This window comes from Bacillus mesophilus (assembly GCF_011008845.1).
Classification (GTDB): domain Bacteria; phylum Bacillota; class Bacilli; order Bacillales; family SA4; genus Bacillus_BS; species Bacillus_BS mesophilus.
In genome coordinates this window covers 41,053-57,619 of record NZ_JAAIWM010000001.1, presented here as the reverse complement: position 1 = coordinate 57,619, position 16,567 = coordinate 41,053, and the positions used below count along the sequence as shown (strand labels likewise).

11 protein-coding genes and 1 pseudogene are annotated in these 16,567 nt (G+C 37.3%); all 12 read left to right on the top strand.

The window, feature by feature from the left end; all coding sequences use genetic code 11:
* Nucleotides 1–9 precede the first annotated feature (9 nt).
* The 12 genes and pseudogenes from G4D63_RS00280 (at nucleotide 10) to mutS (ending at nucleotide 16,555) form a co-directional block, all read left to right on the top strand.
* On the top strand, nucleotides 10–1,245 hold the full coding sequence (locus G4D63_RS00280; RefSeq protein WP_163176529.1) for a competence/damage-inducible protein A: 1,236 nt from the start codon (nucleotides 10–12) through the stop codon (nucleotides 1,243–1,245).
* A gap of 305 nt (nucleotides 1,246–1,550) precedes the next feature.
* On the top strand, nucleotides 1,551–2,594 hold the full coding sequence (recA, locus tag G4D63_RS00275) for a recombinase RecA (protein ID WP_163176528.1): 1,044 nt from the start codon (nucleotides 1,551–1,553) through the stop codon (nucleotides 2,592–2,594).
* Nucleotides 2,595–3,274: 680 nt separating this feature from the next.
* Nucleotides 3,275–4,837 (top strand): ribonuclease Y, encoded by a 1,563-nt coding sequence (rny, locus tag G4D63_RS00270; protein WP_163176526.1) that lies wholly within the window; start codon nucleotides 3,275–3,277, stop codon nucleotides 4,835–4,837.
* A 147-nt stretch (nucleotides 4,838–4,984) separates the two neighbouring features.
* Nucleotides 4,985–5,782: a TIGR00282 family metallophosphoesterase gene (locus tag G4D63_RS00265; RefSeq protein ID WP_163176524.1), complete on the top strand. Its 798-nt coding sequence runs from the start codon at nucleotides 4,985–4,987 to the stop codon at nucleotides 5,780–5,782.
* 164 nt (nucleotides 5,783–5,946) lie between these two features.
* The gene (gene spoVS, locus G4D63_RS00260) at nucleotides 5,947–6,207 is read left to right on the top strand and encodes a stage V sporulation protein SpoVS (protein ID WP_027408762.1); all 261 of its coding nucleotides are present in this window, start codon (nucleotides 5,947–5,949) and stop codon (nucleotides 6,205–6,207) included.
* A 453-nt stretch (nucleotides 6,208–6,660) separates the two neighbouring features.
* Nucleotides 6,661–7,584 (top strand): dipeptidase, encoded by a 924-nt coding sequence (locus tag G4D63_RS00255; protein WP_163176522.1) that lies wholly within the window; start codon nucleotides 6,661–6,663, stop codon nucleotides 7,582–7,584.
* 325 nt (nucleotides 7,585–7,909) lie between these two features.
* Nucleotides 7,910–9,663 (top strand): annotated as a pseudogene (locus G4D63_RS00250) (2-oxoacid:acceptor oxidoreductase subunit alpha).
* The gene (locus G4D63_RS00245) at nucleotides 9,650–10,516 is read left to right on the top strand and encodes a 2-oxoacid:ferredoxin oxidoreductase subunit beta (protein ID WP_163176518.1); all 867 of its coding nucleotides are present in this window, start codon (nucleotides 9,650–9,652) and stop codon (nucleotides 10,514–10,516) included. Before G4D63_RS00250 ends, G4D63_RS00245 begins: the two are co-directional and overlap by 14 nt.
* A gap of 179 nt (nucleotides 10,517–10,695) precedes the next feature.
* Complete coding sequence (gene miaB, locus G4D63_RS00240) at nucleotides 10,696–12,306, top strand: tRNA (N6-isopentenyl adenosine(37)-C2)-methylthiotransferase MiaB (protein WP_163176516.1); 1,611 nt, start codon at nucleotides 10,696–10,698, stop codon at nucleotides 12,304–12,306.
* Nucleotides 12,307–12,308: 2 nt separating this feature from the next.
* Nucleotides 12,309–12,761: a YlbF/YmcA family competence regulator gene (locus G4D63_RS00235; protein WP_163176514.1), complete on the top strand. Its 453-nt coding sequence runs from the start codon at nucleotides 12,309–12,311 to the stop codon at nucleotides 12,759–12,761.
* A gap of 290 nt (nucleotides 12,762–13,051) precedes the next feature.
* Nucleotides 13,052–13,591, top strand: a complete 540-nt coding sequence (locus G4D63_RS00230; protein WP_163176512.1) for an outer spore coat protein CotE — start codon at nucleotides 13,052–13,054, stop codon at nucleotides 13,589–13,591.
* A 378-nt stretch (nucleotides 13,592–13,969) separates the two neighbouring features.
* Entirely contained in the window at nucleotides 13,970–16,555 is a 2,586-nt protein-coding gene (gene mutS / locus G4D63_RS00225) for a DNA mismatch repair protein MutS (RefSeq protein ID WP_163176510.1), read from the top strand.
* The last annotated feature ends 12 nt before the right edge of the window (nucleotides 16,556–16,567 follow it).

The window sequence follows — 16,567 nt, the reverse complement described above, 5'->3', positions numbered from 1 at the left end:
GGTCATAGCATGAATGCAGAGATTATTGCAGTCGGCTCTGAATTACTTCTTGGACAAATTGCTAATACTAATGCCCAGTTCTTATCTAAGCAACTTGCTGAAGTAGGGGTGAATGTATACTACCATACAGTAGTCGGAGATAATCCTGAAAGGCTCAAACAATCTATTAAACTTGCAGAAGCCCGAGCAGATCTCCTTATTTTTACTGGAGGACTAGGCCCTACAAAGGATGACCTAACAAAGGAAACCATTGCATCTGTTTTGGGTAGAAAGCTTGTCATGGATGAAGAAGCCCTTCATTCTATTGAGGAGTATTTTCATAAAGTGAATCGAATAATGACAGAAAATAATAAAAAGCAAGCCTTAGTATTAGAAGGTTGTGACGTTTTACCGAATCGATTTGGAATGGCACCAGGTATGTTCTTAACCTCAAAAGAACACCACTATATGCTATTACCTGGTCCGCCAAAGGAAATGCAACCGATGTTTATTCACTTTGGAAGACCGGCGATTATGAAGGAATTAAAGATCCAGGAAATAATTGAGTCCAGAGTTTTACGTTTTTTTGGAATCGGCGAATCACAATTAGAAACTGAGATTACAGATTTAATAGATGCCCAAACAAACCCCACGATTGCTCCTCTTGCTGCTGATTATGAAGTGACATTGAGATTAACAGCTAAGCATCAAACACTGGGAGAAGCAACTCTTTTATTAGACGAAGTGGAGCAGCAAATTATGGGACGAGTAGGTGAATACTTCTATGGTTATGGAGAGACGTCTCTTGCTAGAGAAGTAATGAGCCTGCTACAAGAAAAGGGATTAACCCTCGCTGCTGCGGAAAGCTTAACGGGTGGGATGTTTTCCCAAAGCCTTACTAAGATTTCCGGTGCCTCTAAGGTCGTTAAAGGGGGTATTGTGTGCTATACCAATGATGTTAAGGAACATGTCTTAAAAGTGGCTCCTAGCACGCTTGAAAAAGAAGGTGCCGTGAGTAAGCAATGTTCCAAGGAACTTGCTGAAAATAGTAAACAACTGCTAAATGCTGATATTGGGATTAGCTTCACAGGTGTTGCGGGTCCTGATTCCCTTGAGGGAAAGCCAGTGGGTACAGTGTATATAGGAATTTCTTTACCAACAAATGAAACAAAAACTTTTGTTGTTAAGCTTGCAGGCAGTAGGGAAGCCATTCGAGAGCGATCGGTCCGCTATGGACTATATTACTTAATAAGAGAACTTCTTTAATCATGTTAAACCAATAGTAGAATCTACTATTGGTTTATTTCTTGTTTCATCTATTCTATTAGAAACATAGAATTTCAACAAGATTAGTTGCAAGTAGAAAGGAAGTTTAAGAGTATAGAAACTTCATTAAAATTTAATTTTAGAGGACTTCTTACTCTTAAAAATCCATTTTGGTTAAGGAAAATGGATATTTTGGTGCTAATTAGCAAGTGATTTTAGCGAATAAACGTTCGACTTTTTACTTGGCAAAAAAGTAAAAACACGGTATAGTATAAATAGTTTCATAGAATAAAGGAGGAAATTAAGTGAGCGATCGTCAAGCCGCCTTAGATATGGCTTTAAAACAAATAGAAAAACAGTTCGGAAAAGGTTCTATTATGAAGTTAGGAGAACAAACAGATCGAAAGGTATCGACTTCTCCAAGTGGCTCTTTAGCATTAGATGTAGCACTTGGTGTAGGTGGATATCCAAGAGGACGTATTGTTGAGATATATGGACCAGAATCTTCAGGTAAAACAACAGTTGCACTTCATGCAATTGCTGAAATTCAGCAAAATGGTGGACAAGCAGCATTTATTGATGCCGAGCATGCATTGGATCCTGTATACGCTCAAAAACTAGGTGTTAACATTGATGAACTACTACTTTCTCAGCCTGATACTGGAGAGCAAGCATTGGAAATTGCGGAAGCTTTAGTACGAAGCGGGGCTGTTGATATTATTGTTATCGACTCGGTTGCAGCATTAGTTCCAAAAGCTGAAATTGAAGGTGAAATGGGAGATAGTCATGTTGGACTTCAGGCCCGTTTAATGTCACAAGCATTACGTAAATTATCTGGTGCCATTAATAAATCAAAGACACTAGCAATCTTTATAAACCAGATTCGTGAAAAAGTAGGAGTAATGTTCGGAAATCCTGAAGTCACTCCGGGTGGTCGTGCCCTTAAGTTCTATTCTTCAGTACGTTTAGAAGTGCGTCGTGCTGAAACTTTAAAGCAAGGTAATGATATGGTTGGTAACAAAACAAAAATCAAGGTAGTGAAAAATAAGGTAGCTCCTCCTTTCCGAACGGCAGAAGTTGATATTATGTATGGTGAAGGAATTTCTAGAGAAGGTGAAGTTCTTGATATGGCTTCCGATCTAGATATCGTTCTAAAGAGTGGTGCATGGTATTCCTATAAAGAAGAACGACTTGGCCAAGGTCGTGAAAATGCAAAGCAGTTTTTAAAAGAAAACCCAGCAATGCGTCTTGAAATTCAAAAGGCAGTTCGTGATCATTACAAACTTGATGAAGTAAAAGTAGTTCCAGAAAACGAAGATGAAATTTTTGATTTACTAAAAGATAAATAAATAAAATAAAAGGGAGCCAATTTGGCTCCCTTTTCATATCCATAGAATCTAGCAAGGTTACTGGTTGAGAGACGACTAGGAATCCTGTTTTAAGGTCATATGTAAACTTCATACTGACAACTAGTGAATTTGATAGGAGACCCTATGTTTCATAAAATGAAATACATATTTTAACGTATTCAAACGCTAAGAATCTACCTTTGAAAATAAACTAGTATGAATAGTTGTCTAACTATTGGGACAACCCTTGACAATAAAATTTTCCACCTATACAATTAATATGTATATTTACTATCTTATTCATACTGTAAGATGCGAAAATAATACGTAATTTGAAACCCGATTGTTCAACACAGTGAGGAACTGCTAATTGAACAAAATCATATGGCCATAGGCTGTATATTGAACAGAAGATGCAAACTAGCTGACATTTGTTCTTTCAATTTGAAAAAAACATAGAGTGTGTTCAAAGTGAGTCAGTAGTCATGTCAAGTCGGCTCCAAATGAGTTACCACACTGTTCAGAATGTAGCAATACTTCGATGTGAACGTTAGGTTTGCATAGCAAAGTAGATGGTTAACAGACATTACTGATACATGAGGATCGATAAAGGTAGCCAACAAGAATTATGGCTTTCTTAGACTTGTTGAACATCCTCTTAAGCAAGGGGAGGTGAAATGATGAGTAGTATAATTACGGTCATCTCCATTTTGCTTACCGCAATCATCAGTGCAGTTGTTGGATATTTCGTTCGTAAATCTATTGCTGAAGCTAAAATTGCCGGTGCTAAATCTTCAGCCGAGCAAATAGTAGAGGACGCAAAACGGGAAGCAGATGCTTTAAAGAAGGAAGCACTGTTAGAAGCAAAAGATGAAATTCATACTCTCCGTACAGAGGCAGAACAAGACATTCGTGATCGTAGAAACGAACTTTTGAAGCAGGAAAATCGTTTATTACAAAAAGAAGAGAACCTTGATCGCAAGGATGATCAACTAGATAATCGTGAGGCGATGTTAGAAAAGAAAGAAGGATCTCTAGCACAAAAACAACAGCATATTGAAGAGATGGAAAGCAAAGTGGATGAGATTGTGAGAAGGCAGCAAGCAGAGCTTGAGCGCATCTCTAGCTTAACACGAGAAGAAGCAAGGAACATCATTCTAGACAAAATGGAGAATGAGCTTTCCCATGAAACGGCAGTGATGATCAAGGAAAGTGAACATCGTGCAAAAGAAGAAGCTGATAAGAAAGCAAAGGAAATCCTTTCACTAGCTATTCAACGTTGTGCGGCTGATCATGTTGCAGAAACTACAGTTTCTGTTGTTAATCTTCCGAACGATGAGATGAAGGGTAGAATCATTGGTAGAGAAGGACGAAACATTCGTACACTTGAAACCTTAACAGGAATTGATCTCATCATTGATGATACACCTGAAGCTGTTATCTTATCAGGATTTGATCCAATCCGACGTGAAACCGCTCGTATGGCATTAGACAAGCTTGTACAAGATGGTCGTATTCATCCGGCTCGGATTGAAGAAATGGTTGAGAAATCTAGACGTGAAGTTGACGAATTTATTAGAGAAGTTGGGGAACAAACAACCTTTGAAGTGGGTGTACATGGGCTTCATCCAGATCTAATAAAAATACTAGGACGATTGAAGTATCGTACGAGTTATGGTCAAAACGTTCTAAAACATTCAATGGAAGTGGCATACTTAGCTGGCTTAATGGCGGCTGAGCTTGGAGAAGATGAGATTCTTGCTCGACGTGCCGGCCTACTACATGATATTGGTAAGGCTATAGATCATGAAGTAGAAGGTAGCCATGTTGAAATTGGAGTGGAACTTGCAACGAAGTACAAAGAACATCCAGTTGTTATTAACAGTATTGCTTCACACCATGGTGACACAGAACCTAAATCAGTTATAGCTGTATTAGTTGCAGCTGCTGATGCCCTTTCTGCAGCGCGTCCAGGTGCTAGAAGTGAAACACTTGAAAATTATATTCGTCGATTAGAGAAGCTTGAAGAGATTTCTGAATCATATGAAGGTGTTGAGAAGTCATTTGCAATTCAAGCAGGACGAGAAGTGAGAATATTAGTGAAGCCAGATTCTGTTGACGATCTTCAAGCACATCGTTTAGCTAGAGATATTCGAAAACGAATCGAAGAAGAACTAGATTACCCAGGTCATATAAAAGTAACCGTTATTAGAGAAACAAGAGCGGTTGAATATGCGAAATAAAGCGACGTCTAACGTCGCTTTATTTTTGCTTATAGGATAATTTTTGGGTGATTCTAAAATAGTCAGACTGATTTTGCAAAAGTAAATAGGTTATGACAAACTAGTTATTAATAAGAGCACAAAATTATAAAGGGGAATTGGAAAAGAATGAGAATTTTGTTTATTGGTGATGTAGTTAGTTCACCCGGTAGAGACATGGTTCAGCAATATTTGCCACAATTAAAGCAGAAGTATAGACCTAATGTAACCATTATAAACGGTGAGAATGCTGCGGGTGGTAAGGGGATTACGGAAAAAATCTACCGCCATTTTTTAGAGTGGGGTGCTCAAGCAATCACATTAGGGAATCATACATGGCACCATAAAGATATTTTTGAATTTATCGACGAAGCGAAATACTTAGTGCGACCAGCGAATTTTCCTGATGGGAATCCAGGGGTAGGAATTGTCTATCTTCAAGTGAATGCTATGGAGGTAGCTGTGATAAGTTTACAAGGAAGAACCTTTTTACCTTCTATTGATTGTCCGTTTAGAAAGGCAGATGAGCTTGTAGGCGAGGCCCAAAAGAGAACCCCATTTATTTTTGTGGATTTTCATGCAGAAGCAACAAGCGAGAAACAGGCAATGGGTTGGTATTTAGACGGAAGAGTCTCCGCGGTAGTTGGAACACATACACATGTCCAAACAGCAGATGAAAGATTATTAGCAAAAGGAACAGCTTATATTACGGATGTGGGAATGACAGGGCCGTATGATGGGATCTTAGGTGTAGAACAAGAACCAGTATTAAAGAAGTTTCTAACCGAGCTCCCTGCGCGTTTTGAAGTTGTTAAAGATGGTAGAAATCAACTTAATGGTGTCATGATTGACTTAGATTCAAAAACAGGTAAAGCTACATCTATTAAGCGAATTTTAATTAATGATGATCATCCTTATTTTTCCTAAAACACCTATTTTTCGCTTGATTTAGAATTTTTAGAAAAATTACATAAAACAAGCAGGAATACACCAAGTTCCTCGTGAATATAGTACAGTGAAATGATATTTTTTTATATTTGTTCTATTGAACTCACATCATTTACTGAAATGTACAAGGAGGAACTAAAAAAATGGAAATTTTAAAAGTTTCGGCAAAATCTAATCCAAATTCTGTAGCTGGGGCTCTTGCTGGTGTGCTAAGAGAGAGAGGTGCAGCGGAGATTCAAGCAATTGGAGCGGGTGCTTTGAATCAAGCTGTGAAAGCAGTGGCTATTGCACGAGGATTTGTTGCTCCAAGTGGAGTTGATTTAATCTGTATTCCTGCATTTACAGATATAATAATAGATGGTGAAGAACGTACTGCTATTAAGCTAATTGTAGAACCACGATAGTACTTATTAGCAAGTAAACATTTATATGAGCAAACCTGTTTCCATCATGGGCAGGTTTTTCTTTTTGTTAGGCTGTGTTAATGAACTATGTTGATATTAGCAGAGTTGATTAAAGTGGAGGGATGCGAATATAAGGAGTCTCTCCTGAAAACTACCAAGTCCTGTGGCAAACGCAGAGGTCAGCCTAACCTGTAACAACCGCCCGGGCAAAGCAAGTGTCCCGTAACGGAGATCAACAAACCTGTTTAACAGAGCCTTTTGTTATATTAAAAGTTTATTTACCCATTACGGATTTTGTAGTAATCTAGCTCCAGCCCCTCAGGTACCCTTTAGCATATAAAAATATGATCGCCTTTGTTAAAGGAGGAACATTTGCTTGTAGGAGCTAAATGCAGCTATTATGCCTTGTGTTGGTATATAATGAAAGTACACTTTAACAGGGAGAGATGAAGATTGAAGATTTTCGATGCACATTGTGACGTTCTTTATAAACTCTGGTTAAATCCTACCTTACGTTTTGAGGATAGTAAGGAATTACATATTACCTTTGAACGATTAAAAAATGGACAAGGTAAAGTTCAGTGCATGGCAATCTACGTTCCAGAAGAGGTTCCTTACCAAGAAAGGTTTGAAGTCGCTTTAGAAATGGTAAATATCTTATATGAGAAGATTTTACCGTTGTATCCAAGTTTAAAGCTAGTAAAAACGAAACAGGACATCAAAGCTCTAAAGGAAGATGAAATAGGAATTCTATTAACTCTTGAAGGCTGTGATGCGATAGGGACAAGTATAAGTCGTCTTAAGACATTATTCCATTTAGGCGTAAAGTCAGTTGGTCTAACATGGAATTACAGTAATGCAGTTGCCGATGGCATTTTAGAACCACGAGGAGCTGGATTATCCTTATTTGGCAAAAAGGTTGTTCAGGAAAATAACAGATTTAAGGTGTGGACAGATGTTTCTCACTTATCGATCAAGGGGTTTTGGGAGGTTATCGAACTAGCAGACTATCCAATTGCCTCACATTCTAATGCACTCACATTGTGTAATCACCCAAGAAATCTAAATGATGATCAACTTATTGCACTAATTAAGAAAGATAGTATGATAGGTATTAACTTTGTTCCCTATTTCCTAGCAGAAAAGCCTGAAGCAACCATTAAAGATGTGATTAAGCATATTGATTATATTTGTAGTCTTGGTGGAGAACGTAATATAGGCTTTGGCTCCGATTTTGATGGAATCTCTCAAACAGTTATAGGATTAGAACATTTTGGAAAGTATGAACAGTTAGTAGAGGAGCTTTATAAGCACTTTACCACTCAACAAATTACCAATTTTTGTTATAAAAATTTCTGTGATCATCTTCCGGAATAATCAAATTGCAGGGGTTATCAGATAATTATATAGAGATAAAAAAAATATTATACTTTTTCGTGAATAATTAATCACAAAGGGTTGCAATTTCCTTGTGATAGGTCTAGAATTGTAAGCGTTTAGTATATATCTTTTCTATCAATTTTTGATAAAGTACTATTCGAAAGTTTGTTCAAAAGGTTTCTGTTTTTTTGGGAATAGCCATTTTATGTTCAGACATATCTGTCTACCTTTTTACATAACGATAGCTTTCACTTTTTGGACATCTATTTATTACCAAACAATAATTTAATAGAATGAACGTAATTCAAAGGGGTGTAAACACATGATCAATCAACTTTCATGGAAAGTTGGAGGACAGCAAGGGGAAGGTATTGAAAGTACAGGGGAGATTTTTTCTATCGCATTAAATCGATTAGGCTATTATTTATATGGCTATCGTCATTTCTCTTCTCGTATCAAAGGTGGACATACTAACAATAAAATTCGTGTTAGTACAACACAAGTTCGTTCAATTTCAGATGATCTTGATATTTTAGTAGCATTTGACCAGGAAACAATTGATGTGAATTTCCATGAGTTACGTGATGGCGGTATCGTTATTGCAGACGCAAAATTCGAGCCTACCATTCCGGATAGCTCTAATGTAACTTTATATGCAGTTCCATTTACTGAACTTGCTACAGAGCTGGGAACTTCTTTAATGAAGAACATGGTTGCAATTGGTGCAAGTAGTGCAGTAATGGACCTTGATATTGCAGTATTCAAAGAAGTAGTTGAAGAAATTTTCGGACGTAAAGGTCAACAAATTGTTGAAAAAAATATGGAAGCAATTAAACAAGGCTTCGAATATGTTACGAACCAAGCTGGTGAGAATATTCAAACTATGCAGCTTGAAAAGGCAGATGGTAAAAAGCGTATGTTCCTAATTGGTAACGATGCAATCGCAATGGGTGCATTAGCTGGTGGAGCACGTTTTATGCCAGCATACCCAATTACCCCTGCATCAGAGATTATGGAATATCTGATTAAGAAATTACCAAAGTTTGGTGGAACAGTTATCCAGACTGAGGATGAAATTGCTGCTTGTACAATGGCAATTGGTGCTAACTATGCAGGTGTTCGTTCTTTAACAGCTTCTGCTGGCCCAGGACTTTCATTAATGATGGAAGCTATTGGTCTTTCAGGTATCACTGAACAGCCACTAGTAATTGTTGATACACAACGTGGTGGCCCATCAACTGGATTACCAACAAAGCAAGAACAATCAGATCTAATGGCAATGATTTATGGTACTCACGGAGAAATCCCTAAAGTGGTAATGGCTCCAAGTACGGTACAAGAAGCATTTTATGATATTATAGATGCATTTAATATTGCTGAAGAATATCAAGTTCCTGTTATCCTAATAACAGACCTTCAATTGTCACTAGGTAAGCAAACTGTTGATCCTTTAGATTATGATAAGATCGAAGTTCGTCGCGGTAAGCTTCAAACAGGTGAATTAGCAGAGCAAGAAAATAAAGAATACTTTAAGCGATTTGAAGTAACTGAAGATGGAGTATCACCTCGTGTAATTCCAGGTATGAAGAATGGAATTCACCATGTAACTGGTGTAGAACATGATGAAACTGGTAAGCCATCTGAATCACCAATCAACCGTAACGCTCAAATGGATAAGCGTTTACGTAAGCTAAATAATCTTAACTTCAATACTCCTGTTCATGTAAATGCAAAGCATGATGAGGCTGATATTTTATTCGTTGGTTTCAACTCAACTCGTGGTGCAATTGAAGAGGCAATGGAGCGTTTTGAACTAGAAGGAACGAAAGTGAATCATGCGCATGTTCGCTTACTTCACCCATTCCCAACAGAAGAAATACTTCCATATGTGAAGTCAGCTAAAAAGGTTGTTGTAGTTGAAAACAATGCTACAGGACAATTAGCTAATATTTTAAAGATGAATGCTGGCTATGGTGAAAAAGTAACTTCATTATTAAAATATGACGGAAACCCATTCCTGCCGAAAGAAATTCACAACAGAAGCAAGGAGTTGTTATAATCAATGGCAACATTTAAAGATTTTCGTAACTCTGTAAAACCTAACTGGTGTCCAGGGTGTGGAGATTTCTCCGTACAAGCAGCGATTCAGCGTGCTGCTGCAAACGTTGGTTTAGAGCCTGACCAATTAGCAGTCGTATCTGGAATTGGATGTTCTGGTCGTATTTCGGGTTATATTAACGCTTATGGATTCCACGGAATTCATGGTCGTTCACTTCCAATTGCACAGGGTGTAAAGATGGCAAACAAGGACCTAACGGTAATCGCTTCTGGTGGTGACGGTGATGGTTTCGCAATTGGACTTGGTCATACTATTCACGCAATTCGTCGTAATATTGACGTAACATATATTGTAATGGATAACCAAATCTATGGTTTAACAAAGGGTCAAACATCACCTCGTAGTGACGTTGGTTTCAAGACAAAGAGTACTCCACAAGGTTCTGTTGAGTCAGCTCTTAATGTAATGGAAATGGCATTAACAGCAGGAGCTACTTTCGTTGCACAAAGTTTCTCAACTGACCTAAAAGAGTTAACTGCTTTAATCGAAGCTGGTATTAACCATAAAGGTTTCTCTTTAATTAACGTATTCAGTCCTTGTGTTACTTATAATAAAGTCAACACATATGATTGGTTTAAAGAAAATCTAGTGAAGTTAAGTGATGTTGAAAATTACGATGCAAATAACAAAATGACAGCTATGAAGACATTAATGGAAAATAGAGGTCTTGTTACTGGTCTTATCTATCAAAATACTGAACAGAAATCTTATCAAGAGCTTATTAGTGGGTATAGTGAATCTCCACTTTCTAAGTCAGATCTTGATATTTCAGAAGATCAGTTCAACGATTTAGTAGCAGAATTTATGTAACAATAAGTAGCCATTTCCTTTATAGGAAATGGCTTTACTATTGTTAAAAATGTATAATTAGTGACATTAAACTTTTCCATTGTTTTAAAGAGGGTTAACCTATATACTATGGTAATGTGTATAGGTTTATATGTATTCTCTTAAATAAAAAATATTACCAACTAGAAAGGAGCCTTTCAATGAATGAAAAGCAGCGTTTAGAGCAAACCGCACAAATTAAGACTGTAGATTCTTCGGACAAAAAATCCGACAAGGACTATAGCAAATATTTTGATTTCAGCGGTGCTAAAGTCGTGAAGCAAGAGGAAGGTAAAACCACTTACAGACTTAGTGGACGTAACATCACTATCAACGATGCTCCTGATCTTGCAGAAGGTAAAAGACGTGGTAAAGAATCAATTAATTATATTGATCAATTTGAAATCTCTCCTGAATTAAAAGGAATGGGACAAGGTAAAAAATTTATTATCAATACTTACGGCTGTCAAATGAATGAGCATGATACAGAAGTAATGTCTGGGATTTTTATTCAACTTGGCTATGAACCGACAGACACAGTTGAAGATGCAGATGTCATCTTACTGAATACTTGCGCAATCCGTGAAAATGCAGAAAATAAAGTGTTTGGTGAAATCGGACATCTGAAACCACTAAAGAAGGAAAGACCTGATTTATTGATTGGTGTTTGTGGATGTATGTCCCAGGAAGAGTCCGTTGTTAATAAAATTTTACAAAAACATCATTTTATTGACATGATATTTGGAACTCACAACATTCATCGACTCCCTCAAATCTTAAATGAAGCTTACCTGTCAAAGGAAATGGTTATTGAGGTTTGGTCAAAAGAAGGAGATGTTATTGAGAATCTTCCGAAAGTTCGTAAAGGTAGTATCAAAGGCTGGGTAAATATCATGTATGGTTGCGATAAGTTCTGTACGTATTGTATCGTGCCATACACTCGTGGGAAAGAAAGAAGTCGCCGACCTGAAGAAATTATTCATGAGGTTCGCCATTTAGCCTCTCAAGGCTATAAGGAGATTACGCTTTTAGGTCAAAATGTTAATGCGTATGGAAAAGATTTTGAAGATCTTAACTATGGACTTGGTGACTTAATGGAAGAATTAAGCAAAATTGATATTCCTCGTATTCGTTTTACAACGAGTCATCCGAGAGATTTTGATGACCGACTAATTGAAGTGTTAGCTAAGGGTGGGAATTTATTAGATCATATCCACTTACCGGTCCAATCTGGCAGTTCCGAAATCCTAAAGTTAATGGCTCGCAAATATTCACGTGAGCATTATTTAGAGCTTGTTGGTAAAATCAAGAAGGCAATCCCTAACGCTTCCTTAACAACCGATATTATTGTTGGATTCCCGAATGAAACTGATGAGCAATTTGAGGAAACTATGTCGCTTTATCGTGAAGTTGAATTTGACTCAGCGTATACTTTTATTTACTCTCCTCGTGAAGGTACACCAGCAGCAAAAATGGAAGATAATATCCCGATGGAAGTAAAGAAAGAACGATTACAGCGTCTAAATAGCTTAGTAAATGAAATATCAGCTAAGAAACTCAAGGAGTATGAAGGACAAGTCGTTGAGGTGTTGGTTGAAGGTGAAAGTAAAAATAATCCAGATGTTCTGGCTGGGTATACGTCAAAGAGTAAGTTAGTAAACTTTAGAGCACCTAGATCTGTGATTGGTAAAGTAATTAAGGTAAGAATTATTAAGGCGAAAACATGGACATTAGATGGTGAATTGGTCGAAGAAATGGTAGAGGTGAATTAAAAATGGCAACTTACACAAGAGATGAAATTATAAAAAGAGCTAGAGACTTGGCGAAAATGATTTCTCAAACAGAAGAAGTTGACTTCTTCAAACGTGCAGAAGCACAAATTAACTATAATACAAAAGTTCAAGAAATGATTGGCAAAATTAAAAACCTACAAAAAAACGCTGTAAACTATCAACACTACGGTAAGCATGAGGCGTTAAAGAAGGTAGAAGCGCAAATTGACCAATTACAAGAAGAACTGGATGCAATCCCGGTTGTTCAGGATTTCAAGACTTCTCAGGTTGATGTAAATGATCTACTACAGCTTGTAGCAAATACAATCTCAAATACTGTGACGAATGAAATTATTGAATCAACTGGTGGAAATGTATTGCGTGGAGAAACAGGATCAAAAGTAAATGGTGCAGGATCAGGCAGTAGCTGTGGTGACGGTTGCGGTTGTCATTAAATAAGAAAAGAAAAGGTGTAAGAAGGTTTCCTTCTGCACCTTTTTTGTTTGGATAGAAGAAAATGAATTTTTGTCTAGTGCGTGCGCCTTTTTTTCGTGTATATTTAAACAAAAATTCCTCAACCTAATTAAATTTTAGTACATATCTGGGCATTCGTGCATACAATGAACTAAACCGCCTAATTTTGCTGATTATGAAATTTTTTCTTTTCTTAAAAAAATTAGTAGCACACTAGTCATTTGTCACGCATAGGATGAATTGTAGATTGAATTGAGGAGGGTTTGTTCTTATGTCCCAATACAGAGAAATTATTACAAAGGCTGTTGTTGGAAAAGGCAAGAAGTTCACGCAGTCAACACATACCATTTCACCTTCACACAGACCAACGAGTATCCTAGGATGCTGGGTAATTAACCACGTATATAATGCAAAAAAATGTGGGGATGTTGTGGAAGTTGATGGACGCTATGATATTAACGTATGGTACTCTTACAACGACAATACAAAAACAGAGGTTGTAACAGAAACAGTATCATACAAGGATTGTGTAAAGCTTCGTTATCGAGATGAGAACTTCTTTGGTGATGATCATGAGGTAATTGCTCGAGCAATTCAGCAGCCAAATTGCCTTGAAGCTACCATTTCACCAAATGGAAACAAGGTGGTTGTTCAGGTAGAAAGAGAATTCTTAGTTGAGGTAATTGGGGAAACAAAGGTTTGTGTTGTAGTAAGTGATGAATGCTGCGATGACGACTTTGATTTCGACGTAGATGACGAGGATTTCGAAGATTTAGATCCGAACTTCTTATTAGGCGACGAAGAAGAGTAACAACGAACTAGGGAGGCATTCTTCCTAGTTTTTTTTTGCCTTAATAAGAAACCCTATACTAATTGAAAAATACGACTAATCTGTTTCTACGCTTTAGTCATAAAAGATATCAAGATCCCAATGAATTAGCACTATCCAAGGATTTCGATTTGTAAAAAACATATTATATTCTCTACGAATCAAACTCATCCTTTCAAGTCCATTAAATTTCTCCAATGACCAATAAAAATTCCTAATTGAATTCACCATACACTAACCATTTCGTTTTATTTATTCCCTACTTTAAGGCCCTCTTTTCTATTTTTACCAAACAAGAAAAATGTAGAATTATGTTATAATAGATACGAAGTTTTTAAAGTGAATTACGGGGGACTATTAATGGCTACATATACGCCTATGATACAGCAATATTTAAAAATAAAGGCTGAATACCAGGATGCCTTTTTATTTTTCCGCTTAGGAGATTTTTATGAGATGTTTTTCGAGGATGCGGTCCAAGCTTCACAAGTACTTGAAATCACACTCACTAGTAGAGAAGGTGGAGTGGAAGAGCGCATTCCGATGTGTGGAGTACCTCACCATGCCGCACCTAATTATATTGAACAACTAGTTTCAAAGGGATATAAAGTGGCAGTGTGTGAGCAGGTTGAGGACCCACGGCAGGCAAAGGGAGTAGTTAAACGAGAGGTAGTTCAATTAATTACGCCGGGAACAGTTATGGAAGGAAAGAGTCTAGAAGATAAGCAAAATAATTATATAGCTTCGATTACTGAATTTGATCATGGCTCAAGCTATGGTTTTTGCTATAATGACCTCTCAACTGGGGAATTACAGGTTACCTTGTTGTCAGATTGGAATGAGGTACTAAGTGAATTACTCTCGACTGGAGCTAGAGAAGCTGTCGTTTCTTCCTCACTTTCAGAACAGAAGTGCAAGCAGCTACAGGACCGGTGTTTTGTAACGGTCTCTATCGAAGATATTCTAATTGAATTTGAAGAGGTTATTCCTCACCTACAAAAGCTTAATGGTGAAAAGCAAAAGCATGCTGTTTCGAGACTACTTCATTATTTAATTCGAACTCAGAAGCGGAAGTTAGACCATATTCAGTCTGCTGTATTCTATAATACTCAGCAGTTTATGAAAATCGATATGTATTCTAAACGAAATTTAGAACTAATTGAAACGATTCGTTCGAAAGGGAAAAAGGGATCGTTACTATGGCTGTTGGATGAAACGATGACAGCGATGGGTGGACGACTACTAAAAGCATGGATTGATCGTCCTTTAATTGATACAGAGAAAATTAAAGCAAGACATGATATGGTTGGAGTTCTTTTATCTCAATTTTTCCAAAGAAGTGATTTACGTGAAAAGCTTAAAGAAGTATACGATATAGAGCGATTAGCAGGACGGGTTGCTTTTGGAAATGTAAATGCAAGGGATTTAGTTCAGCTTAGACGTTCATTACAACAGGTCCCAGCAATTCGATCAACTGTTGCAGAGCTAGAGCTACCTTATGCAAATTCATTGGCTTCAAACATGGACGGTTGTGAGGAGTTACTTGACTTATTAGAGCAAGCATTAAAGGATCATCCACCTTTAAGTGTGAAAGAAGGAGATATGATTCGTGATGGCTATCACGAGCAGCTTGACCTTTATCGTAACGCAAGTAGAAATGGCAAGACATGGATTGCAGAGTTGGAGCAGAAAGAACGTGAGCTAACCGGAATAAAATCACTTAAAATCGGCTATAATCGCGTGTTTGGTTATTATATTGAAGTGACAAAATCCAATATTAGTTCTTTAAAAGAAGGAAGATATGAAAGGAAACAAACCTTAGCCAATGCCGAGAGATATATAACACCAGAATTAAAGGAAAAAGAAGCTTTAATATTAGAAGCTGAGGAGAAAATCGTCGGGTTAGAATATGACTTGTTTCTATTGTTACGTGAGCAGGTAAAAGAATATATCCCAAGACTACAACAGCTCGCAAAAATGATTAGTGAGGTAGATGTTCTTCAGTCATTTGCAGTTGTAAGTGAAGAGCGCCATTTTGTCAAACCAGTCCTTTCACCTGAACATCAGTTAAGAGTTTTAAATGGCCGTCATCCTGTAGTAGAAAAAATGATGGATTCCCAGGAGTATGTGGCAAATGATTGTATCATGAATGATGAGCGGCAAGTGCTACTCATAACCGGGCCAAATATGTCTGGTAAAAGTACTTACATGAGACAGATTGCATTAACATCAATCATGGCGCAGATAGGATGCTTTGTTTCTGCGGAAGAAGCAACCCTCCCGGTATTTGATCAAGTGTTTACAAGAATAGGCGCTGCAGATGATTTGATATCTGGTCAAAGTACCTTTATGGTGGAAATGCTAGAAGCAAAAAATGCGATTGCACATGCTACTCAGCATAGTTTAATTCTCTTTGATGAAATAGGTAGAGGGACTTCAACCTATGATGGAATGGCTTTAGCACAGGCGATTATCGAATATATTCACGAGCATATTCAGGCGAAAACCTTGTTTTCTACTCATTATCATGAGCTTACAGCTCTTGAAGGTGAACTACACCATTTACAAAATGTTCATGTAAAGGCAATTGAACAAAATGGTAGAGTTGTATTCTTACACAAGGTTCAAGAAGGTGCAGCAGATAAAAGCTATGGAATACATGTCGCGGAACTGGCTGAGCTTCCCCAGAAACTAATTTCAAGGGCCCGACAACTACTAGCAACCTTTGAAGGGGAAAAGGTAACTAGTACGACTACTAAAAAAGAAATAACAGAAGAAACCCAGCTTTCATTCTTTGCTGAACAGGCAACAACGGTTAAAGAATCAAATCTATCTGATAAAGAAAGAGAGATTTTAAAGCAAATTAAATCGATTCCTATAATGGAATTGACTCCGATGGATGCGATGAATAAGTTATATGAAATTCAAAAGAAATTAAAAGGTTAAAGGGGGAGTACT

Excerpts from the sequence above, each read along its gene's own strand:
- G4D63_RS00280 (WP_163176529.1), top strand. The coding sequence starts at position 10 with ATGAATGCAGAGATTATTGCAGTCGGCTCTGAATTACTTCTTGGACAA.
- rny (WP_163176526.1), top strand. The coding sequence starts at position 3,275 with ATGAGTAGTATAATTACGGTCATCTCCATTTTGCTTACCGCAATCATC.
- G4D63_RS00265 (WP_163176524.1), top strand. The coding sequence starts at position 4,985 with ATGAGAATTTTGTTTATTGGTGATGTAGTTAGTTCACCCGGTAGAGAC.
- spoVS (WP_027408762.1), top strand. The coding sequence starts at position 5,947 with ATGGAAATTTTAAAAGTTTCGGCAAAATCTAATCCAAATTCTGTAGCT.
- G4D63_RS00245 (WP_163176518.1), top strand. The coding sequence starts at position 9,650 with ATGGCAACATTTAAAGATTTTCGTAACTCTGTAAAACCTAACTGGTGT.
- miaB (WP_163176516.1), top strand. The coding sequence starts at position 10,696 with ATGAATGAAAAGCAGCGTTTAGAGCAAACCGCACAAATTAAGACTGTA.
- G4D63_RS00235 (WP_163176514.1), top strand. The coding sequence starts at position 12,309 with ATGGCAACTTACACAAGAGATGAAATTATAAAAAGAGCTAGAGACTTG.
- G4D63_RS00230 (WP_163176512.1), top strand. The coding sequence starts at position 13,052 with ATGTCCCAATACAGAGAAATTATTACAAAGGCTGTTGTTGGAAAAGGC.
- mutS (WP_163176510.1), top strand. The coding sequence starts at position 13,970 with ATGGCTACATATACGCCTATGATACAGCAATATTTAAAAATAAAGGCT.